Genomic DNA, 25,003 nt, shown 5'->3' with positions numbered 1-25,003 from the left:
TCAGCGGTTGTCGGTGAAAGCGGCGTCGAAGGCGGCGGACGGGGGCGTGAGGGCGTTGTACCGGCGGATGAAGGCCAGGGCTTCGGGGGCGCCTGCGAGGCGGTCCATGCCCGCGTCTTCCCATTCGATGGAGATGGGGCCGGTGTAGTCGATGGCGTTGAGGGCGCGGAAGGAGTCCTCCCAGGGGACGTCGCCGCGGCCGGTGGAGACGAAGTCCCAGCCGCGGTGGAGGTCGGCCCAGGGGAGGTGGGAGGAGAGGCGGCCGCGGCGGCCGTCGCCGAGACGGAGTTTCGTGTCTTTGCAGTCCACGTGGTAGATGCGGTCGGCGAAATCGAGGATGAAGCCGACGGGGTCTAGGTCTTGCCAGATGAAGTGGGAGGGGTCCCAGTTGAGGCCGAAGGCGGGGCGGTGGTCGATGGCGGTCAGGGTGGGGACTGTTGTCCAGTAGTCGTAGGCGATTTCGCTGGGGTGGACCTCGTGGGCGAAGCGGACGCCTTCGGTGTCGAAGACGTCGAGGATAGGGTTCCAGCGGTCGGCGAAATCCTGGTAGCCGCGGTCGATGGCGGACTGGGAGATCGGGGGGAACATGGCCACCGTGTGCCAGATGGAGGAGCCGGTGAATCCGACGACGGTGGTTACGCCCAACTTGGCTGCGGCTCTGGCGGTGTCGGCCATTTCGGCGGCGGCTCGTCGGCGAACTGCTTCCGGATCGCCGTCGGACCAGATGCGGGCGGGGAGGATGGCGCGGTGGCGGTCGTCGATGGGGTGGTCGCAGACCGCTTGGCCCACCAGGTGATTGGAGATGGCGAAGACCCCGAGGCCGTACTGTTCCAGGGTCTTTCGCTTCGCGGTGACGTAGTTCGGGTCGGACAGCGCCTTGTCGACCTCGAAATGGTCACCGGAGCAGGCGATTTCGAGTCCGTCGTAACCCCACCCGGCGGCCAGTTCACAGACTTGCTCGAAGGGCAGGTCGGCCCATTGGCCGGTGAAGAGGGTTATCGGTCTCATGAGGGGTCTCCTCCGATTGCGGTCCAGCGTCCGGCGTCGGCCGCGCTCGCCTCGACCGCGGCGAGGACGCGCTGCACGGCGAGGCCGTCGGCGAAGGTGGGTTCGGGATCCTTGCCCGCGGCAATGGCGATGACGAGGTCGGCGACCTCATTGGTGAAGGTGTGGTCGTAGCCGAGACCGTGTCCGGGCGGCCACCTGGCCCCCGCGTAGGGATGCTGGGGTTCGGTGACCAGGATGCGGCGGAATCCGGCGGTCTCGGCGTCACCGGTGTTGTCGTGGAACCAGAGCTCGTTCATGGCCTCCAGATCGAAGGCCAGGCTGCCGCGAGTTCCATTGATCTCCAGGCGCAGTGAGTTCTTGCGGCCGGTCGCCACCCGGGTGGCCTCGAAGGAGGCCAGCCCGCCGCCGGACAGCCGCCCGAGGAACAGCGCGGCATCGTCCACAGTGACGGGCCCGCTGCCCGCACCATCGGGCAGCGGCCGTTCGGTGACGAAGGTGTCCAGCAGGGCCGAGACCCCGATGAGCATCTCCCCGGTCACGAATTGGGTGGCGTCGACAATGTGCGCACCGATATCCCCGAGCGCCCCGGACCCGGCGCGCTCCCGTTCCAGCCGCCAGCTCAGCGGCGTCAGCGGATAGGCCAGCCAGTCCTGGAGATACTGCGCCCGCACATGCCGGATCATGCCGATTCGCGCCTGCGCCACCAGCTTCCGCGCCAGCGAGAGCGCGGGCACCCGCCGGTAGCTGAAGCCGACCATGGACCGCACCCCGCGACGCGCGGCCCGCTCGGCCGCGGCCGCCATGGCCTCCGCCTCGGCCACGGTATTGGCGAGCGGCTTCTCGCACAGCACATGCTTCCCGGCTTCCAGTGCGGCGACCGCGATTTCGGCATGGCTGTCCCCCGGCGTGCAGATATCGACGAGATCCACATCCTCACGTTCGAGCAGATGCTTCCAGTCCCCCACCGCACTCCCCCACCCGAGCCGGGCGGCCGCCTCCCCCGCCCGCCCGGCATCGCGCCCCGCGAGCACGGAAAGCACCGGCTCCCAAGGCAGTTCGAAGAACGCGTCCACGCTGCGCCAGGCGTGCGAGTGCGCGCGCCCCATGAAGGCACGGCCGACCAGGCCGATGCCGAGCGTCGGTCGATGTGTCGAGCTCATCGGGCTCCGTTCGGGTCGGGTGTCAGTAACCGTTGGCCACGTACTGATCCACGTTGTCCTTGGTGACGACCGCGGAGAAGGTCGTGATCTTCGCGGGCACATCGTGTTCGGCGAGATCACCGAGCGCCTTGCGCTGCCCCAGCAGCCGGGCCAGCGCCACCGCCGAGGACGCCATGGCGGGGCTGTAGAGCACGGTCGCCTGCAGGGGCGAGTTCCCGCCCTTGATCTCGGTCATGGCCTGCGTCGAACCGCCCCCGCCGACCATGACGAATTCCCCGGTGCGATCGGCCTGCCGAATGGCGGCGAGCACCCCGATGCCCTGATCGTCGTCGTGATTCCACATGGCGTCGATCTTCTTGACCGCCTGCAGCATCTGACTCGCCACCTGCTGCCCGCCCGAGGCGGTGAAATCGGGCGACTGCCGCGCCTCGATCCGGAATCCGGCCGCCCCCAGCACATCCCGGAACCCCTGACTGCGCTCCTGGGTGAGCTGCAGATTGTCGATCCCGGCGATCTCCACGATCACCGGATCGGCAATGTTCTTCTCCCGCATCCGGGCAATGATGAAATTGCCCGCATTGATGCCCATCCCGTAGTTGTCGCCGCCGATCCAGGTGCGATAGGCCAGCGCCGAGGCGAACACCCGATCCAGGTTGATCACCGGAATCCCCGCCGACATGGCGTTTTTCGCGACCTCGGTGAGCGCATTGCCGTCGAACGGCAGGATCACCAGCACGTCGACCTTCTGATTGATCAGCGTCTGCACCTGCTCGATCTGGCGGGCCACGTCATTGGTGCCCTCGGTCAGGTCGAGTCGCACATCGCTGAGCCCTTCGGCCTGCGCCCGCGCATTGCGCGTAATGGCCGCCGTCCATCCGTGATCGGCCGCGGGCGCGGAGAATCCGATATTCACCTCCTGCCCCGCCGCCGCATTGTCGCCGGTGACCCCCGCGACCTGCGTATTGGAGGTGCTCTCATTGGAGGTGCAAGCGGCCGCGAACAGGCCCGCGCCCGCGGCCAGACCGCCCAGCAGTACGCCGCGACGGGAGGGGATATGGGTGGTACTCATGGTATTCCTTTGTGCATCAACAGTTCTCAAGTGAGAGTGGAGACGGCCCGCGCGCGGCCGAAGCGCTGGAACAGCAGAACCGCGACGATGATCGCGCCCTTGCCGATCGCCTGGATGGGTTGTGCCAGGTTGTTGAGAATGAACAGATCCTCGATGACGGTGAAGACCAGCACCCCGAGGATCGACCCGGTAATGGTGCCGAATCCGCCGCTGAGCAGCGTGCCGCCGATGACCACCGCGGCGATGGCGTCCAATTCGTAGAGCTGGCCGTTGGTACTGGCCCCGGTGGTCGTCTGCGCGGTGAGCATGATGGCCGCGATACCGCAGCACACCCCGGAGATCACGTACAGCAGCAGCGTGTGCCGCCGCACATCGATGCCCGCCAGCCGGGCCGCCTCCGGATTGCCGCCGACCGCGAAGCTGCGCCGCCCGAAGGTGGTGCGCTCCAGCAGTATCCAGCCGATGGCCACCACGACGAGGAACAGGTACACCAGCAGCGGAATCGCCAGCACCCGCTCCTGCGCCAGCGCCAGCAGATCGGTGGTCACCAATTGCGATTGCCGTCCGGAGATCTCCTCGGCCAGCCCGCGCGCGGCCACCATCATGGCCAGCGTCACGATGAACGGCACCAGCTTGCCGTAGGCGATGAGCGCGCCGTTCACGAACCCGCAGGCCGCGCCGACGGCCAAGGCGCTGAACACCATTCCCGCCACACCGTAGGACTGCGTCGCCGTGGTCGTGCACCACACCTAGGCCAGCGCGATGATCGCGCCCACCGACAGATCGATGCCCCCGCCGATGATCACGAACGTCATCCCGACGGTCACCACCCCGATGACCGACGCCAGCGTCAGGATGGTGATCAGATTGCTCGTGCTGAGGAAGTCCTCGCCCTTGGTCACCGCCCCGACCGCGAGCAGCGCCAGCAGCGCCGCCACCAGCGTCGCGTGTTTGCGAATCTCCCGGCGCGCCTTTCCCGGCACGGCCGTCACCGGTCGATCACCGGGCGGGGCCGCCGTTTTCGCCTGCACCTCGCTCACAAGGCGCTCCCTTCCATGATCATGGCGATGATGTCGTGTTCGCCGAGTTCCGCCGCCGCGGCCGCGTGGATCACCACGCCGTCGCGCAGCACCAGCACCCGATCCGACAGCGCCAGCAGTTCCGGCAGATCGCTCGACACCAGCAGCACCGCCACGCCCTGCTCGGCCAGCCTGCGAATCTGCGCGTAGACATCCGCGCGCGCACCGACATCCACGCCGCGCGTCGGCTCGTCCAGCAGCAGCACCCGGGCATCGTCGAGCAGCCAGCGCGCCAGCACGGCCTTCTGCTGGTTGCCGCCGGACAATTCCCGCACCGGATGCGCGGGATCGGCCGGGCGCACCCCGACCCGGCCCAGCGCGACGCGGGTATCGGCGCGTTCGCGCCGCCGGCCGAACCAGCCCAGCCGCGAATAGCGCGGCAGCGAGGCGGCGGAGATATTGCGCCCCAACGATTCCAGCAGGAACAGCGCCTGCGATTTGCGCTCCTCCGGCGCGAGCCCCAGCCCGGCGGCGACGGCGGCGCGGATACTGCCGGACCGGATCCGCCGCCCGTCGACAAGCACCTGTCCGGCCGACGCCCGCCGCGCACCGTAAATGGTCTCCAGCACTTCCGACCGCCCCGAGCCGACCAGCCCGGCCAGTCCTACGATCTCCCCGGCGCGCACCGTGAACGACATATCGTGGAACCGCCCCGCCAGGGCCAGGCCCTCGACCCGCAGCACAGGCTCGCCCGCCACGGAAGCCGAGCGAGCCGCCGCTTGCAGATCACCGCGCCCGGTCATGAGCGACACCACCTGCGCGGTGCCGGTCGTGCGCGCGGGCAGCCCCGCGGCGACGGTGCGCCCGTCCTTGAGCACGGTGATCCGATCGCCGATCGCCCGGATCTCCTCCAGCCGAAGCGAAATATAAACGACCGCAACACCTTCGGCCCGCAGCTGCCCGATGATCCGGAACAGATTGGCCACCTCGTCATTGCCCAGCGCCGCCGAGGGCTCGTCCATGACGATCAGCCGCGCGTCGTGCAAGAGCGCCCGCGCAATGCTCACCACCTGCTTGGCCGCGGCGGGCAAGGACCCGACGGCCGCATCCGGCCGCAACTCGGCATGCCCCAGCCTGCCGAGCAATTCGGTGGCGGCCCGAGCGGCCGGGGTGCGGCGAGTGAACCCGGCACGCGAGAACTCGTGCCCCAGATAGATGTTCTCCGCAATGCTCAGCCCATCGCACAGATCCAGTTCCTGATAGATCGTGGCGATCCCCAGCCGCGTCGCCGCCGCCGGTCCGGACAATCGCACCGGTGCACCGCGCCAACGCATTTCGCCCTCGTCGGGCTGATGCGCCCCGGACAGCACCTTGATCAAGGTCGACTTCCCGGCCCCGTTCTGCCCGAGCAGGCAATGCACCTCCCCCGCCCGCACCTCCAGATCGACGTGGTCCAAGGCCCGCACACCCGGGAATTCCTTGACGATGCCGTGCATTTCGAGCACGGTCTCCGTGGTGAGCACGGTGTCCATGGCCGGTCTCCTCGCCGACGCCACGAATCAGGCGACGCTGAAAACGTGATCGCTGATGAGCCGGGCCGCGCCGATCAGCCCGCCGACCCCGGCGAGTTCGGACAGCACGATCGGCAGATTGCCGGTGGCCAGCGGCAGCGACCGCCGGTAGACGACGCTGCGGATCTCCGCGAGCAGCGGATGCCCGAAGCCGGTGACGCCCCCGGCGATCACCACCAACCCGGGATTGAAGAAGCTGACCAGACCCGCCAGCACCGTGCCCAGATGCCCGCCCGCCTCGCGAATCATGGCCACCGCCACCGGATCTCCGGCCGCCGCGGCATCGGCGAGATCGGCGGCGCTCAGCGTCCCCGCGGCGGCCAGCCGCTCGGCGAGGAAGGCCGACCGCCCAACCCGCGCCGTGGCCGTCGCCTCCCGCGCCAGCGCCGCCCCGCCCGCATACGCCTCCAGGCAACCGGCATTGCCGCAGGCGCATACGGGCCCGTCATCGTTGATCCGGATATGCCCGATATCCCCGGCGCTCCCGGATACCCCTCGATAGATGCCGCCGCCCACGACGATTCCGCAGCCGACCCCGGTCCCGACCTTGACGAGCAGGAAATCATCGACCGAATGCGCCGACCCGGCGTGTATTTCGCCCAGCGCCATGATGTTGACGTCATTGTCGACCAGCACCAGGCACCCGAGCTCCTGCGCGACCGCCTCGCGCACCGGAAATCGATGCCACCCGGGCATGATGGGCGGTGTCACCGGAATGCCGTCGCGGAAACTCACCGGCCCGGGCACCCCGATTCCGGCCCCGTGCAAACGCCCGTCGGGCGCATGCTCTGCCCGCAGCTTGCCGAGCAGATCCAGTACCCGCTCGAGCACCGCAGCCGGACCCTGCCGGATATCGCACGGCTCGGAAAGCTTTCCGAGCACCCGCAATTCGCCGTCGGTCACCGCGACATCGATGGAGGTCGCCCCGATATCCACCGCGGCGAACCGCAATCCGGAGGCCAGCCGCGCGATGGCCGAGCGCCGCCCGCCTCTGGACGCCGCCAGCCCGCCCGCCTCCACCAACCCGAGCTCGGCCAGCCGATCGAGTTCCACCGCGAGCTTGGAACGCGACAGCTCCATCGGATGCCCGAGCTCCGACCGCGATTGCGGCCCGCAACAGCCGCAATAGCCGCAATAGCCGTACCTGGTGGGCGTTTTCGGGTCGAGCCGCGATCCGCATCGGGTCCTTCTTTCCTACGGATACCGCGATTCAACGCCTCTTTGTCGCTCCCTGTCCTGACTTTCGATGAATTCGCACAAAGTTTGTTCTGTGTCGTGACAAAGTAGGTCAGTCGCCGCCGGTGCGCACCGGCGTATCGCGGACCCGCGCCCAGGTCCCGGCGGGCGCCAGCAGAATCGATGCGGCGCAGGCGATAATGGTCACCGCGGGCCCGGCGTCACCGGCGAGGGTGTTCGCGAGGTCCCCGACCGGCACGCTGGTGATACCTGTCAGCGCGGTCGAGGCGATCAGCAGCAATCCCACCGGAATGAGCAGGACTCCGCCCAGTCCACCCCAGGCGCGGCGGTAGAAGGCCGCGGCAATGGCCGCTCCCACCGCGAGATAGACGGCGAAGGTGAGCCAGAACGAGAGGAACATCCAGCCGTACTGGTGGGTGGACGAATACAAGCCCCGGGCACCCGAATCCAGTTTCTGTGGCCAGTCCGCGACCGCGTACACCAGGCGTTCGATCGCGAATCCGAGCGTCATCAATGCCGCACCGGCCGTCACCAGTGCTGCCCCGAAAAGCAGTGCCTGCTTGCCGAATTCACGCCGGGTGATGCCGTGTGCGAGATACAGGGGCAGGTACACGGCGGTCACGTAGATCCCCATGCCGAACATGTACCAGGGGGAATGGCATCGGCCGCGCTCAAGCCGCTGATCTCGATATCGCGCACGAGGCTGACTACGAGGGTCAGCACCACGCTGAAGATCAGCAGTCCGGCCCACAGCACGAGCACCCCGCTGCTGTGCCACAGATGCCGGGCAATGGTGAAGCGACTGTCGCGGATGGAGTAGGACGCCAGGTTCATTTCCGGTCCCCTTCGCTGGCGGTGAGATGAATGAACAAGTCCTGCAAGGCAAGTGGCTCAACGACGACCCCTGCGGCGCGGGCTGCGCCGAGATGGCCGTCGTCCAGCGCACCGTGCACCGTCGCCCGCTTGGTCGAGCCCAGCTGCTGCTGATCCAGCACGCGCAGCCCGGCGACGAAGGCATCGACCCGATCGACCGGACCGGTGACCGCCGCGCCCTGGCCGCGCAACGTTTCCGCCTCCTCGTGCAGCAGAATGCGGCCTTCGTGCAGGATCACCACATCCTCGAGCAGCGGCCCCACTTCGTCGATGAGATGCGAGGACAGGATGAATGTCCGCGGGTTCTCGGTATATTCGCGCAGCAGCTCGTCGTAGAACATCCGCCGCGACGGTGCGTCCATGCCCAGATGCGATTCATCGAAGATGGTGACGGGCGCGCGGGCCGCCAATCCCAGCACGACGCCGAGCGCCGAACGCTGCCCGGTGGACAGCTCGCTCAACCGGGTCCGTTGCGGCAGCCCGAATTTCGCGATCAACTCGGCGGCGCGCTCCGCGGACCAGTTCGGCCGCAGCATATTCGCGACGGCCAGCGCGTCCGCGACCCGATCCTCGGGCCAATTGTGCTCGACGGTGTCCCCGCCGCCGCGGATGAAGCAGATCCGCCGGGTGTTCTCGGAATTCTCCCAGACCGGCGCACCATCCAGCAGGACTTGTCCCGCAGTGGGTTTGCGGAAGGCTGCCAGCACCGAGAGCAGACTCGTCTTGCCCGCGCCATTGCGGCCGAACAGCCCGACAATGCGCGGCTCGGACAGGTGCAGCGACACCTCGTGCAGGACGTCCGCCCCGGTGTGCGGATAGCGCAGCGAAAGCCGCTCGATGGCGATGGCGGTCACCGGGAACCCCCTTCCCCATTGCGAATCCGCGAGATCACCTGATCCAGCGGAATCCCCAGCGCCCGCGCCTCGGCGATCATCGGATCGACCATCTCGGCGAAGAAGCGCTCCCGGCGCCGCCCGGCCAGCAGCTCGCGCGCGCCCGGCGCGACGAACATGCCCACGCCCCGGCGCTTGTAGACCACCCCCTCGGTGACCAGTTCCTGAAAGGCCTTGGCCGCCGTGGCCGGATTGATCCGGAACATTTCGGCGTACTGCGTAGTGGACATGATCTGCTGGTCCTCCTCCAGCGCGCCGTGCAGCACATCCGCCCGGATCCGCTCGGCAATCTGCCGATAGATCGGGCTGCGATCGTCGAACACGACACTCCCCTACGGCTCTATGGTTCATTACTGATGTAATGAACCATAGAGCTACTCGGAGATCAGATCAAGCCTTCGGCAGGTCCTCCTCCAGCACCGCCTCGCCGCGCGCGACCATGCCCGCCTCGTCGGAGAGCTTCAGATGCGGGATGAACAGGGCCAGCGGGAAGGCCAGCGCCACGCCGGGCAGCAGGTACCAGAAGCCCGGGACCAGCGCGTCGACGTACGCGCCGACGATCGCATCGTGCAACTGCTCGGGCAGATGCTTGACCACCGAGGGCACCAGCCCGCTCGGATCCAGCCCGGCCGCCGACGCCTCCTGCCAGTTGTCCTCGACCGCCGCCGTGAGCCCTTCGGTCAGGCGATTGGTGAAGATCGACCCGAAGATCGCCACGCCGATGGCGCCGCCCATTTCCCGGAAGTAGTTGTTGGCGCTGGTCGCGGTGCCGATCTGATCGGGCGTGACCGCGTTCTGCACCACCAGCACGATGATCTGCATGATCAGGCCGAGGCCCGCGCCCATGACGAGCAACATGGCCGAGACCACCCACATCGGGGTGTTCGCGTTCAACTGCGTCATCCACAGCATGCCCGCGCTGATGATGAGCGCACCGATCGGCGGATAGATCCGGTACTGCCCGGTCTTGGTAATGGCGCCCATGGAGGCGATGAGCGTCGCCATCATGCCGACCATCATGGGGATCAGCAGCAGGCCCGAGACCGAAGCCGAAGCGCCGCTGGCCATCTGGAGGTAGGTCGGAATGAAGGCCAGCGCCGCGAACATGACCAGGCCGACCACCAGGCCGATGGCCGAGGTGAGCACGAAGGTCCGGTTGCGGAACAGCCACAGCGGCAGCGTGGGCTCCTCGGCGCGCGATTCCACCACGATGAACACACCGACCACGAGCACCAGCGCCGCGGCCATCGACAGGATGACCGAGGAATCCCAGTCGTAGCGCTTGCCGCCCCAGTCGGTAATGAGAATGAGCAGCGTGGTCGCCGCCGACATGAGCACGACGCCGAGGTAATCCGGCTTGGTCTTGGGCCGATGGCTCGGAATGCTCAGGTACTTGAACGCGATGACCATGGCCGCGAGCCCGATGGGCACATTGATCCAGAAGCACCAGCGCCAGCCGACGTGATCGGCGAAGAAGCCGCCCAGCAGCGGTCCGGCCACCGAGGTGATGCCGAAGATCGCGCCCATGGGCGCCATGTACTTACCGCGATCCTTGGCGGGCACCACATCGGCGATAATGGCCTGCGCCAGGATCATCAGACCGCCGCCGCCGACGCCCTGCAGGCCGCGGAAGGCGATGAACTCCCAGAATCCGGTCGCCAGCGCCGCGCCGATGGAGGCCGCCGTGAAGATGCCGATGGCGAACAGGAACAGCCAGCGCCGCCCGAACAGATCGCCGAACTTGCCGTAGATGGGCATCACCATGGTGGTGGCCAGCAGATACGACGTTGCGGTCCAAGCCATTTCGGAGACGCCGCCCAGCTCGCCCACAATGGTCGGCATGGCGGTGCCCACAATGGTCTGATCCAGGCTGGCCAGGAACATGCCCGCGATCAACGCGGAGAAAATGAGCCAAATGCGCTTCTGGGTAAGGACAATCGGTGTAGGCGGCGAATCAGCCGTCGTGGTCATCGGTCGTACTCCTCATCTCTTGTCGGGTTCGCGAAACAGCTCGGCGGCCATGGCGCAGTGCGCCCGCAGCGCCTCGGCCAGGGACCGGTCGGGGTCGTTGGCCAGCGACATGGCGGCCCGGGTGGTCAGCGTCGACATGAGTCCTGCGGTGAAACCAGCGAATTCGGCCGAGACCTCCTCCCCCTGCCGCGCGGACAGCAATTCCCGCACGGCGGCCTCGTGCCGCGCACCGGCCGCGTAGAACGCCGCCAGCACCCGCCCCTCGGTCTTGATGATCTCCGCGACCAGCGCAATGCTCTCGCGCACTTCGTCTTCCGGTTCATAGTCGGAGGCGAACAACGCGATCAGATCATCGATCAGCACCCCACTGGGCCCGCCCGCGATGAACTCCGCCCGCGCCTGCGGCGTCCCGATCTCGGTCACCGGCCCGACCACCGCATCCAACTTGGTCTCGTAATAATTGAAGAACGTCCGCGGCGACACCCCCACCGCCTTCGCGATGTCATCGGTCGTAGTCGCGTCCAGCCCCCGCTCCACGGTCAACCGCCGCGCCGCCATACACAGATCGAGCCGAGTCTGCCGCTTCTTCCGCTCCCGCAGCCCGATCTCCGGCCCCCCGTCCTTCCCATCGCCCATGCCCATGCCCATGCCCATGCCCCAAAATTTAGCAGAAACTGCAATTTTTCAGAAACTGCATTTTGATGAGGCCCTCGTCACACGGTCCGATCGCATACAATGCCAGTGACCAGGGGAGATGTGTCTGGGTCGGACGAAAGGTGGTGAACGGGTCATGGCGCAACCGATCGCCTATGACAGCGTGGATCACGAGGCGGCCCTCAAGTACGCGGTGCAACTCGTTGAAGGTCAACGGGCTGAAGTCATCGAGGGGCGGATCGTACTGGTGTCGCCGATGTGGGATCACGAGAAGGTGATCGCCCGGATTCGTCGTCAACTCGACGAAAGAGTCGACGAACTGGACTGCATCATGGGTTCCGGCAACCTCGATCTACCCGGCTCCCCGAATTGGTTCATCCCGGACTTGGCGGTGATCCCGGCGGCCTTGGCCGACGGCGCCGGTGCCCTCCTGCCGAAGCAAACCCTGCTGGTTGTCGAGGTGACTTCGGAGTCGAATGCCGAGACCGACCGAAAAGTGACGCGCAAGCGGTACGCACAGTACGGGGCGCCGATCTACCTGTTGGTAGATCGGCAATCCCGTGAATGGACACTGTTCACCGACCCGCACGATCTGGGGTACTCCGAGGTCGACGGCCCGCATGCGTTCGGCATGCCGATCGCGCTCCCCGAGCCGTTCGGATCGACCATCGACTCCGAATTCTGAGCCCCGCCACCGGGGTCCGATCCGAACCGCGGTCCTAGCCCGGCGGCATGGTGACGATCAGGCTGCGGCGGAGGCGGAGGATGGCGGCGTTCGACAGGCCCGCGTAGGTGGCCCAACCGGCGAAGCCGCCGAAGTCGCGGTCGATGGTGTCGAGGAGGGCGGCGATCGCGGATTCGGTGCAGCGGAACAGGGGTTCGGGTAGGCGGTAGTGGCGGAAGCGTTCGATGACGCGGGGCATGCTGTCGGCGCTGCGGAGGTAGTCGCGGATGATCGCTTCGCGGGGGACACCGGCCAGGCCCAGGGTGATCGCCGTGACGATGCCGGTGCGGTCCTTGCCGGAGGCGCAGTGCACGACGGTGGGGCGTGGGAGCAGGGCGGACAGGGTTTCGATGGCCAGCGGGAGGTTGACGTCGTTCCGCAGGTGGTCGACGTAGATGTCCTCGAGGCGGGAGGAGCGGCCGCTCTGCACGGTGCGCAGCGGGACGTGGGCGTAGCGGATGCCGGGGAGGTCCGCCACGCCTTCGGCGCGGGTCTCGGTCTCCGAGCGGAGGTCGAGAACGCAACGGACGCCGAACCATTCGATCAGGAGTTCGCGGTCGGTGTCGGTCAGGGATTGCAGGGTGTCGCTGCGGAACAGCCGACCCCGGCGGATCCGGCCGCCGCCGGTGTCGCGGAAGTTGAACGCGCCGGTGAGCGGCGAGGTGATCATGGTCATCGGTCGTCTCCCTCCGGTAGGTCGTCCGCATCGAAGGTGATGGTTCCCGCGGAGCCGTCGACGGTGATCACCTGGCAGGTGCGAATGCGCCGGGTGGCATCGGGAACGCCCACCACGGCGGGGATTCCGTATTCGCGGGCGACGGTGGTGCCGTGCGAGATCATGCCGCCGGTCTCGGTCACCAGGGCCGCGGCGGTGAGGAACAGCGGGGTCCAGCCGGGATCGGTGGTGGCTGCGACCAGGATCTCGCCCGGCTCGATCCGTGCGCCGGTCGGATCGGCGACGACGCGCGCCCGGCCGGTCACGGCACCGGCGGCCGCCGCCAGGCCGGTGAGATCGGCATTCCTTGCCGCGGAGCCGGTTTCGAGTTCGGGCACGGTGCCGTCGGAGATCAGGATGGAGGGAACGCGCAGGCGCCGGGATTCCCAGTCGTGGATGGCGCGCCGCTCGGCCACCTGCGCGCGGAAGTCCCGGCCGTCCAGTGCCGCACGGACTTCGGCGAGTTCGAGGAACATGACATCGTCCGGGCGGTCCAGCCGCCCGGCGGCGACGATGTCCTCGCCCACGAGCAGCAGCTGCGCCCGCAGCAGGGCGAAGCCGCGCATCAGGCAGAGCTTGGGGAATTCGCGCAGGCCGCGCAGCGCGCGGGAGCGGCGCAGCAGGAATCCGGCCAGCATCGCCTGGGGCGCACGGGTTTTCGGCACCCGAGCGACGAGTTCCGCGATCGTGGCCTCGGCGGCGGCCTCGGCCGCCGCGAAGCGGGCTTCGGCATCCTGCTCCGCATCGGTGGCGCGCAGGTAGTCGGCCAGGATGGCGAAGATCGGCTCCGGATCGTCGGACCAGCGCGGCACCCCGAAGTCGATCTCGGCGGTGGCGCGGCAACCGTAGTCGCGCAGGAAGCTCGCCACGCCGCGCTGCACGATATCGGGCAGCGCGCCCGCCAGCTGCCTGGCGGCCAGCTCGTCCGGAGCGGTCTCGAGCAGCAGGCGGCAGGCGGCCGCATCGCGACGGACGCGTCCCGCCAACTGCCACAGCACCAGATCCATTTCGGTGGTGGGATTGTGCGGCACACCGCGGAACACGGCATTGATCTCGGTCTGATCCGCATAGCCGCGCAGCAGGTCGCCCGCGACCTGCGCACCCACATGCCCCGCGGTATTGGCGTCACGCGGCATATCGGCCTCGATGCGGCAGACATCGCGGCGCACCGATTCCACGAAGGCGAGTCGTTCCCGGGCACTCGCCTCGACCGGACCGGCGAAGGCGCGCAGGCGCCGCTCCGTATCCCGAATCACCTTGGCGCGCGCGGCATCCGGCCACAGCCAGGCCGGGATCATGCGTTCCCAGCGCCGCCGCCGCGGCTGCGGCGGGGCGGCGACATCCGCATCCGCGAGCAGCGTCGGGAATCGCGGGTCACGGCCGAGTTGCTCGACAATGCGGCCGGACGGCGCGGCGAGGCTGTCCACGAATGCCGCCATCTTCGGCCGTTTGGCCGGACTCCGCACCCCGTCGGTGATGTCCCAGAACAGCCACCCGTCCACATCGGTGATGAAGGCCGAGAACCCCAGCGTGCCCATGTAATTCGCCATGCCGCGCTGGCGTTCGCGAATCATATCCGCGCCCATGGGCGTGAACGGCTGGCTGATGCCCTGATAGACATTGACCGACCAGTACGCGCGCGGGGTGGCATGACTGGACACCGGCACCGGGAACAAGGTGGTGATCGGCCGGGACTGCGTCAGCCACAGTTCGCCGTCACCATTGAACGCCCACTCGACATCCTGCGGAACACCGAAGTGCCGCTCCAGTTTCCGCCCCATGGCCACCAGTTCGGCCTGCTGCGGCGCGGTCAGGCAGCCGTCCGCCGGGGCTTCCAGGGGCTCGCCGTCCACGCTCAGCCGGTAGTGGTCGGGTGTGACGGTCCCGGAGACGACCGCTTCCCCGAGCCCGGGCGTGGCCTCGACCAGAATCTCGGAACGCTTGCTGGTCACCGGATTCGCGGTGTACAGCACTCCGGCACTGGCCGCGTCGACCATGCGCTGCACCACCACCGCGATGGCCGGGGCGTGGTCGGCGTCGTGCGCCGCCCGGTATCGCGTCGCCCGCTCCGACCACAGCGACGCCCAGCATTGGCGTACCGCGGCCAGCACATCCTGGGCGCCGACCACATTGAGGTAGGTGTCGTACTGCCCGGCGAACGAGGCATCGGGCATATCCTCGGCGGTGGACGGCGACCGCACCGCGACCGCGACCCATTCCGGACCCGAAAGCTGTTCGTAGGCTTAGACAATGGCGCCTTCCAAGCCGGGCGGCATGGGCGCGGCGAGGATGAATTCCCGCAGCTGCCCGGCGAGCTCGCCCAGCCGTTCGGCATCCTCGGCCGGTGTCCGCGCGATGGCGTCGAGCAGTTCGTCCGCCGATACCGCCGCCCGGTAGGCGGCCGTCGTCACGCAGAACCCGCCGGGCACCGGAAATCTGGCCGCGAGCATATCCGCGAGGTTCGCGGCCTTACCGCCCGCCAGCTCCCGCATGTCGTTTCCGACCGCGGCAAGGCCGAGGACAGCGGGGGCCGTCCGGTCGATGTCGTCGATCGTCACGTCCATTACCTCCCGTAAGTGTTTGATTAGCCTCAGCTTGCTTTCTCAACCTGGGTTGAGTTCAAATGACGCGATGGAGTACACCTCGATCAGGGACGTCACCACCCGGTTCGACCTGCCTGTTTCGACGCTGCACTACTGGGACCGCCGAGGGCTGATCACACCGCACCGCCGCTCCGGCTGGCGCTACTACGACCGCGATCAGCTGTATCGGATCGCCCTGATCCAGCTGTGGCGCGATACCGGGCAGCTCAGCCTGGACGAGATCGCCACCGTGCTGGCGGGCCGCACCGCGACCCACGACTGGCGCGATACCGTGGCGGCGCGCATCGATGCAGTGGATTCCCAGCTGCGCAAGCTGGCCACCACCCGCGCCTACCTCACCCATCTGCTGGAATGCCAGCGCGAGAACGCCCTCGAGCAGTGCCCGGAGTTCCGCTCCACCGTCGAATTGCCCGGCGCCGAACCGGATTCCGACACCAGCTGCGCTTGACCTCGAGTCGGGTTGAGCAGCCAGACTCTGGCGAATGACCGTCCAAGGCCTCGTCGATACCACCGAGATGTACCTCAAGGCAGCCTACGAATTGGAGGAGGACGGCGTCGTCCCGCTGCGCGCCCGCATTGCCGAACGGCTCGGGCACACCGCGCCGACGGTGAGCCAGACCGTGGCCCGCCTGCAGCGCGAGGGTCTGCTGGTGGTCACCCTCAATCGGCATCTGAAACTCTCGCCGGAGGGCAAACGCCTCGCGGTGCGGGTCATGTGCAAGCACCGGCTCGCGGAGGTCCTGCTGCACCGCGTGATCGGGCTGGACTGGACGCGGGTGCACGCCGAGGCGTGCCGCTGGGAGCACGTGATCTCCGCCGATGCCGGACGCCGCATCTTCGAGCTGTGCGGCAGGCCGCGCCACTGCCCGTACGGCGCGCCGATTCCGGGTCTGGCCGAACTCGGCGTGACCGATGCCCCCGCGCCGCCCGTACCCCGTGCGATACAGACGCTTTCGAAGGCCGGGCGCAGCGGCCGCCAGGTGGTGCAGCTGTACCGGATCAGCGAGCGCATCCAGGACGATGCCGTCTTCCTGCGAAAGTTGCTGGCCGCCGGGCTCACTCCGGGCGCACTGCTGACCCTCACTCCCGCCTCCGGCCATGTGATCGACCTCGCCGGGGTGAACGTGGTGCTGAGCGCCCGCCAGGCGGCCATGCTCATCGTCTGCGATCCGATCGGCGGCGCGGAACCGAACACCTTGGCGCGCAAACACAATGCGAGCATGTCCGCCGCTGCGGTCCAGAACACCCGAGGCGAATGTAGGCGAAACACATTGCGTCATGTAATATTCAGCGGGTATTAATACGTCATACCAATCTTCTGGGCTGATATTCCGCCGTTTCTGGACCGAGGAGTTCCACATGCCACTTCGGGCTGCCAACACGGCGCGTCTTTCCTCCACGGTGGTGGAACAGTTCGAGGAGATGATCGAAAGCGGCGAATGGCCGGTGGGTTCTCGAATTCCCCCCGAACAAGAGTTGGTCGAGCAACTCGGCGTCGGGCGCAGCACCGTCCGCGAGGCCGTGCGCGCCCTCGAGCATGCCGGGCTGCTCGAACCCCGCCGCGGCGACGGCACCTATGTCCGCGCCCGCCACGGTTTGTCCGCGGCCCTGTTGCGGCGCACCAAGGCCGCGAATGTGCTGGAGATTCTCGAGGTACGCAACAGCATCGAACGCCAGGCGGCCCGGGCCGCGGCCACCCGGCGGACCGAGGCGGACCTGGCCCGAATTACCACTGCCCTGGCCAATCAGCACGCCGCCCGCGCGGCGGGCGACGAGCAAGCGTTCCTCGCCGCCGATCACGAATTCCACGGCGCGATCATCGCCGCCACGCACAATTCCGTCCTCATCGAATTGTGGGAGGGGCTCAGCTACGCGCTGAGTGTGGGCGTGGCGGCGGTGACGGCCGAATTGCGCCGTGAGCACATCGATTTTCCGGACCACGACAAACTCGCCGATGCGATCACCGCGGGTGACGGAGACCGGGCCGAGCAGGCGGTCGCCCAGATTATCGACGCCGCGGTCGCACTGCTGACAGAAGTGCAGAACCGCGCCGAGGAAGTGTAAGGCGCGCCGCCCGGCCCGGGCCGGTTCGTCAATCCAGCCGCAGCTGTGGCGAATACAGATCGAACCAGTGATACATATCGAGCACGCGATCCAGTCCGTGCCGGGTCTGCCCGCTGAGGGTGGCGGCGTCGGCCTGCACGGCCTCGTGCAGCCAATCCCGGCTCACCAGTTGGAATACCGGTGAATCGCTTTCGACGAGTACCTCTTTCGCCTGCGACTGGAGCGCCACGGCGTAGCCCGGATCCTGCGTGGACGGATACGGGCTCTTGAGCCGCTGGGCGACCGAGTCCGGCAGGACGTGCCGGGCGGCCTGGCGCAGCAGGCTCTTCTCCTGCCCGTCGAAGGTCTTGAGCGCCCAGGGCGTGTTGTAGACGTATTCGACGAGCCGGTGATCGCAGAACGGCACCCGCACCTCCAGCCCGACCGCCATGGACATCCGGTCCTTGCGATCCAGCAGGATCCGCACCCAGCGAGTCAGTTTGAGGTGACTGATGATTCGCATGCGCCGCTCGAAGTCGTCCGCCTCGGGCAGCTGCTCCACCGCGGCCACGGCCGTGGCGTACTGGTCGGCGGCATAGGCGGGCACATCGAGCAGCCGCCGCACGTCCGGGCGCAGCAGATCCTCCCGATCGCTGGTGACCGCATTGCGGAACACCAACCAGGGGAACATCTTCGCGTTCCGCGACTCCTCCTCGAAGAACCAGCGATAGCCGCCGAACACCTCATCGGCCGCCTCCCCGGACAGGGCCACCGTCGACTGCTGCCGAATGGCCTTGAACAGCAGGTACAGCGAGGTGTCGACGTCGCCCAGCCCGGAGGGCATATCGCGCGCCGCCACACAGGCCCGGCGCACGGTCGGATCGGTGAGCTGGGCGGGATCGAGCATCACATCGTCGTGCGCCGAACCGACCCGGTCGACGACATCGCGAATGAACGGCGAATCCGGGGTGTCGCGCATCTCGTCGGGCTGGAAGTTCTCCTCCTGGCCGAGATAGTCCACCGAGAAGGTGCGCAGCGTCTCCCCGCGCCCGGCCAGGTGCGCCGCCGCGATCCCGGTGACCGCGCTGGAATCGAGTCCGCCCGAGAGCAATACGCGGCGCGGCACATCGGAGACCAGCTGGCGGTGCACGGTATCGGTCAGCAGTTCGCGCACCCGCGCCACCGCGGTGTCCCGGTCGTCGGTGTGCGGGATGGTCTCGAGCTTCCAGTAGGTCCGGGACCGGATCCCATCGGCGTCGAAGGTCAGGATGGTGCCCGGTTCGACCTCGGCCATGTCCTTCCACAGCGACCAGCCCGGCGCCTTGGTGAACGCGATCAGCTCGCGCAGCCCGTCGGCGTCGACGGTCCGGGTCGCCAGCGGGTTGGCCAGAATGGCCTTGGGCTCCGAACCGAACAGCAGCCCGCCCCGAACCCGTTGGTAGTACAGGGGTTTCACCCCCATTCGGTCCCGGATGAGCACCAGTTTGCGAGTGCGGGAGTCCCAGACGGCGAAGGCGTACATGCCGTTGAGCCGTTCCGCGACCGCGACTTCCCATTCCAGGTAGCCGCGCAGGACCACCTCGGTATCGCTGTCGGTGCGGAACCGATGTCCCTTGTCCTCCAATTCCTTTCGGAGTTCGGCGAAGTTGTAGGCCTCGCCGCTGTATACCAGGACGACCGGGCCGCCGGGGGTGTCGGCCGTCATGGGCTGCGCACCGCCGGGCAGGTCGATCACCGCGAGCCTGCGGTGCCCCAGTCCGGCCTCGCGGCTCGACCAGACGCCGCCCGCATCGGGTCCGCGGCAGCACATGGTGGCGGTCATGGCATCGAGTTCCGGGCGGTGGTTACGCAGATCGTCCTCGAACGAGATCCAGCCGGTGATTCCGCACATTGTCTCTCCCAGATAGTCAGTCGAACGCGGGTTCTTCGGTGCGGCTCCGCTTCAGCTCGAAGAAGTGCTCGAAACCGGTGAGCAGCCGAGCGCCCTCGAAGATCCGGCCCGCCTGTTCGCCGCGCGGAATGCGCGACAGCACCGGCCCGAAGCAGGCCTTGCCGTCGATGCGCACGATCGGGGTGCCAACCTCGGATCCGACGGAAGCCATTCCCGCACTGTGGCTTTCGCGGATCGCGGCATCCAGGGCGCTGTCCGATCCGGCCAGCGCCAGTTCGGCGGGCAGGCCGACGGCCTCCAGCGCCTGGGCGATGACCGCGCGATAGTTCGCGTCACCGCCGGTGTGGATGCGCGTGCCCATGGCGGTGTACAGCGGTTCGAGCACCTTCTCGCCGTGCCCCTGCACGGCGGCGGTGAGCACGCGGGAGAGATACCAGCCCTCGCGCATCATGACCTCGTACTGCTCGGGCAGGGTATTGCCCTCGTTGAGCACCGACAGGCTCATCACGTGGAAGCGCAGGTCGATATCGCGGACTCCGGCGGCCTCGAGCAGCCACCGCGAGGTGACCCAGGCCCACGGGCAGATCGGGTCGAACCAGAGATCGGCCCGGACGGGGGTGTCGTTCATGATCGTGTCCCTTATGAATTCGGCCGCCCTCAGGCGAAGGCGGCCGGGGTGTAGCTGCCCTCGGCGCGGGCGGCCTCGAGCACCTCGGGGTAGATAACGGATTTCGGCCGGTCACCGGCCACGATGACGATCATCAGGCTCTCCTCGTCCCGGCCCGAATCGCTGGCCAGATTGGTGAACCGCCGCTGCAGACCGGCGGGCAGCGAGATGACGTCGAACGGCCCGAGGTCGACATACAGGTCGTCCTCGTCATTGATCCGGAATCGCCAGCTGCCGCTGATCGGGATGAACGTCTCGTTGGTGTCGTGGTTGTGCAGGATGGTGCCATTGCCCGGCCGGGTCCGGATGTAGGCCATATTGAGGCCCTCGGCAATATTGATCGGCGCGTTCCCGGAGCTCTTGGCCCCGATCGGGGAGATGACCCGTTCATCGTCGGTGGTGCGCTCCGGTGGCCGGAAGCCGATGACGTTCAACATGACTCGCGCGCACCGGTCCAGGGCGGCATCCGGCGCGCCGCCGTCGGTGCCGACGAGTTCGGCGAACCGGGCCACCCGGCCGCGCAGTTCATCCTCGCCGAAGCGAATGCTCGCCATGAGTTCGTTGCCCATTCTCAGTTCCTGTCTCGAGGCCGTCCACACGGCTGCGGTGGAATCTCTGTCCGGATTCGATGGGGGTGAGCACCAGACTGTGGGCGGGGACCGTGACGCCGTCCCCGATGGTCACGGGACCGAGCACCGTCGCCTTGGCGCCGATGACCACGCGGTCACCCAGCCGCGGATGCCGGGCCTCGCCGTCGGGCCGGGCATTGTCCCGCCAGAACCCGATGGCCCCCAGCGTGACCTGCTGGTAGAGGGTGACGTCGTCGCCGATTACGGTCGTCTCGCCGATCACCACGCCGTCCCCGTGGTCGATGAAGAACCGCCTGCCGATCCGCGCGCCGGGGTGGATCTCCACGCCGGTCAGGGCTTTCGCGATATTGGACAGCAGGCGCGCGGCGATCCGGTGGCCGCGCAGATGGAGCCGGTGTGCGATCCGGTGGCACCAGACCGCGCCCAGTCCCGGATGGCACAGGGCCTCCGGGCCGGATTTGATGGAGGGGTCGCGGGCGGTGGCGGTGGCAATGTCCTCGCGCAGGCGCGCCATGACTCGCCGCACGTCAGGACGCCGACTGTTCGGCTCGCTGCCAGTCCTCTTCCGGGCCCGCATCGGCGAACAGGGTGACCACGATCTGGTCCGGATCGAGCTGCGCGGCGACCTTTTTCGCACTCAGCCAGGCAGCCGCCGCCGAAGCGCCGATGGATGTGCCGGTCTGCCTGCGATATTCGAGCATGCCCTGCAGCGCCTCGGCATAGGTGACGTAATAGTGCCCGGCATCGGGCAATTGGGTCTCCACGAACGGCTGGCGCAAGCCGTTGCCGAAGCCGCCCGCACCGGCGAAGCGCGGTTCGGAGTGCGGTGCGCGATCGGTGCCGTAGGGCATTTCCGAGGGCGTCACCCCGGCGACGATCAGCTCGGGCGCGCGGTCGCGCAGGGCGCGATACACCCCCGCCAGGGTGCCGCCGGTGCCGATGGCGCCCACCCAGGCGGCCGGGCGGGCCTCGCCTAACTGCCGGAGAATCTCTGCGCCGGTGCCGAATTCGTGCGCGGCGATATTGGCCATATTGCGGTGCTGCACCAGCGGCGTCAGGCCCTGATCACCGGCGGCGATGCCCTCGCACACCTTGATCATGCCGAGCAGGCCGCCCGCCGGATCGGCGAGTTCCACTTCGGCGCCGGTCTTTTCGATGGCTTGCAACAGGCTCGGCGGAATGACGGCCGGTACCACCAGGCGCATGGGGATCCCGGCGAGTTCACCCAGTCCGGCCAGCGCGCGAGCCATATTCCCGGCCGAGGCGTCGAGCAGTCGCAGCGGTTCGGGCCCGGTATGCGCGGCAATGGCCCGGCACACCAGCGCGAAGGCGGTGCGGTCCTTGACCGAGCCGAACGGATTGGTGAACTCGTACTTCGCCATGACCCGGGCCCCACTCGGCGGGCCGGGGACTTCCACCAGCGGGGTGTCGCCCAGCCGGGCCGCGAACTCCCGCAGCCTGGGGTATCGGGTCAGCGCCACCGTCCGATCGGGGGGCTCGGTGAGTGGATCGGCAACGGATAGCTCGATGTCGGACTGGAAGGTTTCGGTCACGTTCGTCGTCCTTTCCCCGGCACGCCACACACAGGGCGCGGGGATTTCGGCAGAGGGAGATGGTTCCGGCAGTCGGCGGGATCAATCGAATATCGCGCGCGCGGAACGTCTTTGAGGTTAGCAGTAAACAACCGCTCTGTCGAACATCAGATGTTTGAACATCTGCCAGTATGACCTCAACTCGGGTTGAGGAGGCAAGGTGACCCTAACCAAGTCAGCGAGAGAAGGGCGGCGCACAGCCATGGACACGCAGTCGACCGACCCCCGCCACGATCGGCTCATCATGGCGCTCGCCTGTCTCGGTTCGTTTGTCGTGGTGCTGGACGCGACGATCGTTTCGGTTGTGCTGCCCCGGATTCGGAGCGAACTGGGCTTCGGGACGAGCACGCTGCCCTGGACCGTCAATGCCTACACCCTCGCCTTCGCCGGTGCGCTACTGCTCGGCGGGCGCTGCGCGGACGTGTTCGGGCTGCGCCGGATCCTGCTGGCGGGCATGGGCTTGTTCACCGCGGCCAGCCTGGCGGCCGGGCTGGCCCCGGCGGCGCCGGTGCTGCTGGCGGCGCGGGCCGTGCAGGGATTCGGTGGCGCACTGCTCATGCCGACCATCCTGTCCCTGCTCACCAGCACGTTCACCGAGGGCGCGCGGCGCGCCAGGGCCCTGAGCACCTGGAGCGCGGTCGGGGCGGTGGGTGCGGCCTCCGGCCCGATCGCGGGCGGGGTGCTCACGCAGCTGGGCAGCTGGCGCTGGGTGTTCTTCGTGAATGTGCTGCTCGGCCTGATCGCCATGGTCGGCACGGTGCGGCTGCTGCCCCGCGCGACGCGGTCCGGGGCGGGACCACGGCTGGATATCGTCGGCGCGCTGCTGGCCACGGCCGGACTGACCGGAATCGTGTACGCGGTCATGGAATCCCAGTCCGCGAGCTGGACCGCACCGCTGGTCGCCGGTCCCCTGCTCGCCGGGGTGGCGCTCGGCGCGGCGTTCCTGGCCCATCAGGCGCGGTGGGCGGCCGATCCGCTGGTGCCGTTGCAGCTGTTCAAAGCCCGCGCGGTCGGCAGCGCCAATGTGGTGATGTTCCTGCTCGGCCTGGGGTTCTTCGGTGCGCCGGTCTTCATTTCCTTTGCCCTGCAATATGTGCACGGCTTCGGCCCGCTCGCCGCGGGCGCGGGTTTCCTGCCCGCGGGGCTGGCCATGTTCGCCGCTGCCAAGGCGGCCGGACCGCTCACCGTGCGGCTCGGACCCCGGCGCGCCGCGGTGCTCGGCTGCGTGATCGGGGCGCTCGGCTTCCTCGCGCTGGCCGTACTGCTGGACACCGATGGCTCCTATATATGGACGGTCGCCGTGCCGAGCGTGGTGTTCGGGTTCGGCACCGCCTCGGCGTTCACTCCCCTGACCGTTGTCGCGACGAGCGGGGTCGCGGCCACGCACAGCGGGGTGGCGGCGGCGGTGCTGAATACGGTGCGGCAGAACAGCGGAGCGGTCGGGCTGGCGGTCATGAGCGCCGTCGCGGCGGCGGTGACGGCGGGCCGGGCCGCCGGGGCGGAGGCGCTGGTGACCGGGTACGACGCGGCATTCCTGGTCTCGGGCGGCTGTGTGGCGGCGGCCGCGGCGGTCGGGGCCATCGCGCTACCGCGGTCCGGCCGGACGCCGGTGGTGGTCCAGGTCCGGGAACCGGCGGCCGAGGCGGGCGGTTCCCGGTGAGCCGCGGTTCATTTCGCCGCCGCGGCGAGTTTCGGGACGGTGTGCTCGGCGGTGTAGGCGGCCGCGAGCGCGGAGGGGAAGGCCAGGGCCTGCGCCTCGGCCTGGTCGAGGGCCACATAGGAACCGCGCCGGACCGCGGACAGTCCGGCGAACAGCGGTTCGGCCTCGAAGGTCTGCCGCTGCGCGGCCGTCTGGTAACTGACCAGGACGAGATCAGCATCGAGCAGGTCGAGCCGTTCCAGGCTGACACCGGCAATGCCCTTGGTGCCCGTCGCCGGGAGCGAGGTCACGGCGGGCGACAGCCGGATTCCGTACTGCGCCAAGGAAACCGCGAGCACATCGGCGGGGTCGTTCTTCGTGAAGACCTGGCCACCGCCGACCGAGCTGAAGGTGAAGGTGCGGTCGCCCAGCGCGGCGCCGGTGCGCGCCTCGGCGATTTTCCGTTCGGTCTCGGAAATCACCTGTGCCGCACGGTCCTCCCGGCCGAGCACCCGGCCGACGCGCCGCGTCGTCTCCGGCCACTGGTCGAGGTTCGGCCCGGTGACATAGCTCAGCACCGGGGCCATCTTGCCGAGCGTGTCGTGGTAGGACTCAAGGTGGTGGTCGCCGACGGCGAGGAACAGATCGGGCTCGAGCGCGGCGACCTGTTCGAGCGGCACGGATTCGCTCAGCCGCAACAGTTCCGGGTGCGCGCCGCCGAGCAGCGGCTCCACCCACGGCTGGATGCCGCTCGGCGTCGAACTGCCCCGGGCCATGGCGATCGGGACCACGCCGAGCGCGACGGCGGCATCGGCGTCCTGACCGAAGCTCAGCGCAATCACGCGCTGCGGCAATCGATTCAGGACCGCGGGGCCGAGCTTGCCGTCCACCGTGACGTCGAAGTCGCCGCCCGCCGCGGTATCGGCGGCCGGGCCGGACGCACACCCTCCGAGCGCGAGCCCGGCCGTGGCGGCGAGAAATCCACGCCGGGTGAAGCCCCTCGCGCATCTGTTCAACGGCATTTGCGCACTCCAAACCCGTTGCCGGACAAGTGAGGTTCGCGCCTGGACCGATAGCGCCACCCTGGATGAGCCCGAACGGATAGACCTTCCATGTGGAAAGAT

General features: G+C 68.2%; 26 protein-coding genes and 1 pseudogene. 5 read left to right on the top strand and 22 right to left on the bottom strand.

The features are described from left to right. From NC4_RS11000 to NC4_RS10945, 13 genes are all read right to left on the bottom strand, one after another. The gene (locus tag NC4_RS11000; RefSeq protein ID WP_067535765.1) at positions 1–1,008 is read right to left on the bottom strand and encodes a sugar phosphate isomerase/epimerase family protein; all 1,008 of its coding nucleotides are present in this window, start codon (positions 1,006–1,008) and stop codon (positions 1–3) included. After that, positions 1,005–2,168 (bottom strand): Gfo/Idh/MocA family protein, encoded by a 1,164-nt coding sequence (locus tag NC4_RS10995; protein ID WP_067535760.1) that lies wholly within the window; start codon positions 2,166–2,168, stop codon positions 1,005–1,007. The genes NC4_RS11000 and NC4_RS10995 overlap by 4 nt, the downstream gene beginning before the upstream one ends. 22 nt (positions 2,169–2,190) lie before the next feature. Beyond that, on the bottom strand, positions 2,191–3,237 hold the full coding sequence (locus tag NC4_RS10990; protein WP_067535757.1) for a substrate-binding domain-containing protein: 1,047 nt from the start codon (positions 3,235–3,237) through the stop codon (positions 2,191–2,193). Positions 3,238–3,263: 26 nt separating this feature from the next. Then, positions 3,264–3,986, bottom strand: coding sequence for an ABC transporter permease (locus NC4_RS10985; RefSeq protein WP_218020987.1), 723 nt, complete (start codon positions 3,984–3,986; stop codon positions 3,264–3,266). Next, on the bottom strand, positions 3,987–4,277 hold the full coding sequence (locus NC4_RS41510; protein ID WP_218020986.1) for a hypothetical protein: 291 nt from the start codon (positions 4,275–4,277) through the stop codon (positions 3,987–3,989). It abuts the gene before it with no gap. Continuing rightward, positions 4,274–5,788 (bottom strand): sugar ABC transporter ATP-binding protein, encoded by a 1,515-nt coding sequence (locus NC4_RS10980; protein ID WP_218020984.1) that lies wholly within the window; start codon positions 5,786–5,788, stop codon positions 4,274–4,276. The genes NC4_RS41510 and NC4_RS10980 overlap by 4 nt, the downstream gene beginning before the upstream one ends. A gap of 27 nt (positions 5,789–5,815) precedes the next feature. After that, positions 5,816–6,907, bottom strand: a complete 1,092-nt coding sequence (locus NC4_RS10975) for an ROK family protein (RefSeq protein ID WP_067535754.1) — start codon at positions 6,905–6,907, stop codon at positions 5,816–5,818. A gap of 208 nt (positions 6,908–7,115) precedes the next feature. Further along, entirely contained in the window at positions 7,116–7,658 is a 543-nt protein-coding gene (locus tag NC4_RS10970) for a hypothetical protein (RefSeq protein ID WP_157554501.1), read from the bottom strand. Then, the gene (locus NC4_RS10965) at positions 7,643–7,858 is read right to left on the bottom strand and encodes a hypothetical protein (RefSeq protein WP_067535748.1); all 216 of its coding nucleotides are present in this window, start codon (positions 7,856–7,858) and stop codon (positions 7,643–7,645) included. The genes NC4_RS10970 and NC4_RS10965 overlap by 16 nt, the downstream gene beginning before the upstream one ends. Then, positions 7,855–8,751 carry an ATP-binding cassette domain-containing protein gene (locus NC4_RS10960; RefSeq protein WP_067535746.1) on the bottom strand — a complete coding sequence of 299 codons (897 nt, stop codon included), beginning with the start codon at positions 8,749–8,751 and terminating at the stop codon, positions 7,855–7,857. Before NC4_RS10960 ends, NC4_RS10965 begins: the two co-directional genes overlap by 4 nt. Next, the gene (locus tag NC4_RS10955; RefSeq protein ID WP_067535744.1) at positions 8,748–9,113 is read right to left on the bottom strand and encodes a GntR family transcriptional regulator; all 366 of its coding nucleotides are present in this window, start codon (positions 9,111–9,113) and stop codon (positions 8,748–8,750) included. Before NC4_RS10955 ends, NC4_RS10960 begins: the two co-directional genes overlap by 4 nt. Positions 9,114–9,180: 67 nt before the next feature. Continuing rightward, a complete protein-coding gene (locus NC4_RS10950; RefSeq protein ID WP_067535741.1) occupies positions 9,181–10,761 on the bottom strand; it encodes an MDR family MFS transporter in 1,581 nt (526 codons plus the stop codon). Positions 10,762–10,773: 12 nt separating this feature from the next. Continuing rightward, complete coding sequence (locus NC4_RS10945; protein ID WP_067535738.1) at positions 10,774–11,415, bottom strand: TetR/AcrR family transcriptional regulator; 642 nt, start codon at positions 11,413–11,415, stop codon at positions 10,774–10,776. A 136-nt stretch (positions 11,416–11,551) separates the two neighbouring features. On the opposite strand from NC4_RS10945, the gene NC4_RS10940 reads away from it, so the two are divergent. Continuing rightward, positions 11,552–12,100, top strand: coding sequence for a Uma2 family endonuclease (locus NC4_RS10940; RefSeq protein ID WP_067535735.1), 549 nt, complete (start codon positions 11,552–11,554; stop codon positions 12,098–12,100). A 34-nt stretch (positions 12,101–12,134) separates the two neighbouring features. Here NC4_RS10940 and NC4_RS10935 read toward each other — a convergent pair whose 3' ends face one another. The 3 genes and pseudogenes from NC4_RS10935 to NC4_RS45280 form a co-directional block, all read right to left on the bottom strand. Then, complete coding sequence (locus NC4_RS10935; RefSeq protein ID WP_067535732.1) at positions 12,135–12,815, bottom strand: tyrosine-protein phosphatase; 681 nt, start codon at positions 12,813–12,815, stop codon at positions 12,135–12,137. Continuing rightward, the gene (locus NC4_RS42405) at positions 12,812–13,330 is read right to left on the bottom strand and encodes a PEP-utilizing enzyme (RefSeq protein WP_245721623.1); all 519 of its coding nucleotides are present in this window, start codon (positions 13,328–13,330) and stop codon (positions 12,812–12,814) included. The genes NC4_RS10935 and NC4_RS42405 overlap by 4 nt, the downstream gene beginning before the upstream one ends. A 120-nt stretch (positions 13,331–13,450) precedes the next feature. Continuing rightward, positions 13,451–15,346 (bottom strand): annotated as a pseudogene (locus tag NC4_RS45280) (PEP/pyruvate-binding domain-containing protein); the annotation flags it as partial. A 139-nt stretch (positions 15,347–15,485) separates the two neighbouring features. On the opposite strand from NC4_RS45280, the gene NC4_RS10925 reads away from it, so the two are divergent. Genes NC4_RS10925 through NC4_RS10915 form a run of 3 tightly spaced genes read left to right on the top strand, consistent with a single transcriptional unit; the run spans position 15,486 to position 17,521 of the window. After that, the gene (locus NC4_RS10925; protein WP_067535729.1) at positions 15,486–15,905 is read left to right on the top strand and encodes a MerR family transcriptional regulator; all 420 of its coding nucleotides are present in this window, start codon (positions 15,486–15,488) and stop codon (positions 15,903–15,905) included. A gap of 34 nt (positions 15,906–15,939) precedes the next feature. Further along, entirely contained in the window at positions 15,940–16,758 is an 819-nt protein-coding gene (locus NC4_RS10920; protein ID WP_067535726.1) for a metal-dependent transcriptional regulator, read from the top strand. A 58-nt stretch (positions 16,759–16,816) separates the two neighbouring features. Beyond that, positions 16,817–17,521, top strand: a complete 705-nt coding sequence (locus NC4_RS10915; protein ID WP_067535724.1) for a FadR/GntR family transcriptional regulator — start codon at positions 16,817–16,819, stop codon at positions 17,519–17,521. Between the two features lie 28 nt (positions 17,522–17,549). Here the strand turns inward: NC4_RS10915 and asnB are convergent, their stop codons facing one another. From asnB to NC4_RS10890, 5 genes are read right to left on the bottom strand one after another with little or no spacing between them, the layout of a single operon-like run. Further along, complete coding sequence (asnB, locus tag NC4_RS10910; RefSeq protein ID WP_067535721.1) at positions 17,550–19,391, bottom strand: asparagine synthase (glutamine-hydrolyzing); 1,842 nt, start codon at positions 19,389–19,391, stop codon at positions 17,550–17,552. A gap of 16 nt (positions 19,392–19,407) precedes the next feature. After that, positions 19,408–20,019: a mycothiol-dependent nitroreductase Rv2466c family protein gene (locus NC4_RS10905; RefSeq protein WP_067535718.1), complete on the bottom strand. Its 612-nt coding sequence runs from the start codon at positions 20,017–20,019 to the stop codon at positions 19,408–19,410. A 29-nt stretch (positions 20,020–20,048) separates the two neighbouring features. Further along, a complete protein-coding gene (locus NC4_RS10900) occupies positions 20,049–20,627 on the bottom strand; it encodes a cupin domain-containing protein (RefSeq protein ID WP_157554497.1) in 579 nt (192 codons plus the stop codon). Beyond that, positions 20,584–21,162, bottom strand: coding sequence for a serine O-acetyltransferase EpsC (epsC, locus tag NC4_RS10895; RefSeq protein WP_067535712.1), 579 nt, complete (start codon positions 21,160–21,162; stop codon positions 20,584–20,586). Before epsC ends, NC4_RS10900 begins: the two co-directional genes overlap by 44 nt. A 13-nt stretch (positions 21,163–21,175) precedes the next feature. Beyond that, on the bottom strand, positions 21,176–22,201 hold the full coding sequence (locus tag NC4_RS10890; RefSeq protein WP_169814771.1) for a pyridoxal-phosphate dependent enzyme: 1,026 nt from the start codon (positions 22,199–22,201) through the stop codon (positions 21,176–21,178). A 241-nt stretch (positions 22,202–22,442) separates the two neighbouring features. Here NC4_RS10890 and NC4_RS10885 point away from each other — a divergent pair, with 241 nt between their 5' ends. Further along, entirely contained in the window at positions 22,443–23,900 is a 1,458-nt protein-coding gene (locus NC4_RS10885) for a DHA2 family efflux MFS transporter permease subunit (protein ID WP_067535709.1), read from the top strand. A gap of 8 nt (positions 23,901–23,908) precedes the next feature. Here the strand turns inward: NC4_RS10885 and NC4_RS10880 are convergent, their stop codons facing one another. Beyond that, positions 23,909–24,901, bottom strand: a complete 993-nt coding sequence (locus tag NC4_RS10880) for an ABC transporter substrate-binding protein (protein WP_067535706.1) — start codon at positions 24,899–24,901, stop codon at positions 23,909–23,911. Positions 24,902–25,003 lie beyond the last annotated feature (102 nt).

The sequence above is a fragment of the Nocardia crassostreae genome, assembly GCF_001613405.1.
Lineage (GTDB): Bacteria > Actinomycetota > Actinomycetes > Mycobacteriales > Mycobacteriaceae > Nocardia > Nocardia crassostreae.
This window is presented reverse-complemented; position numbering and strand designations above follow the sequence as displayed.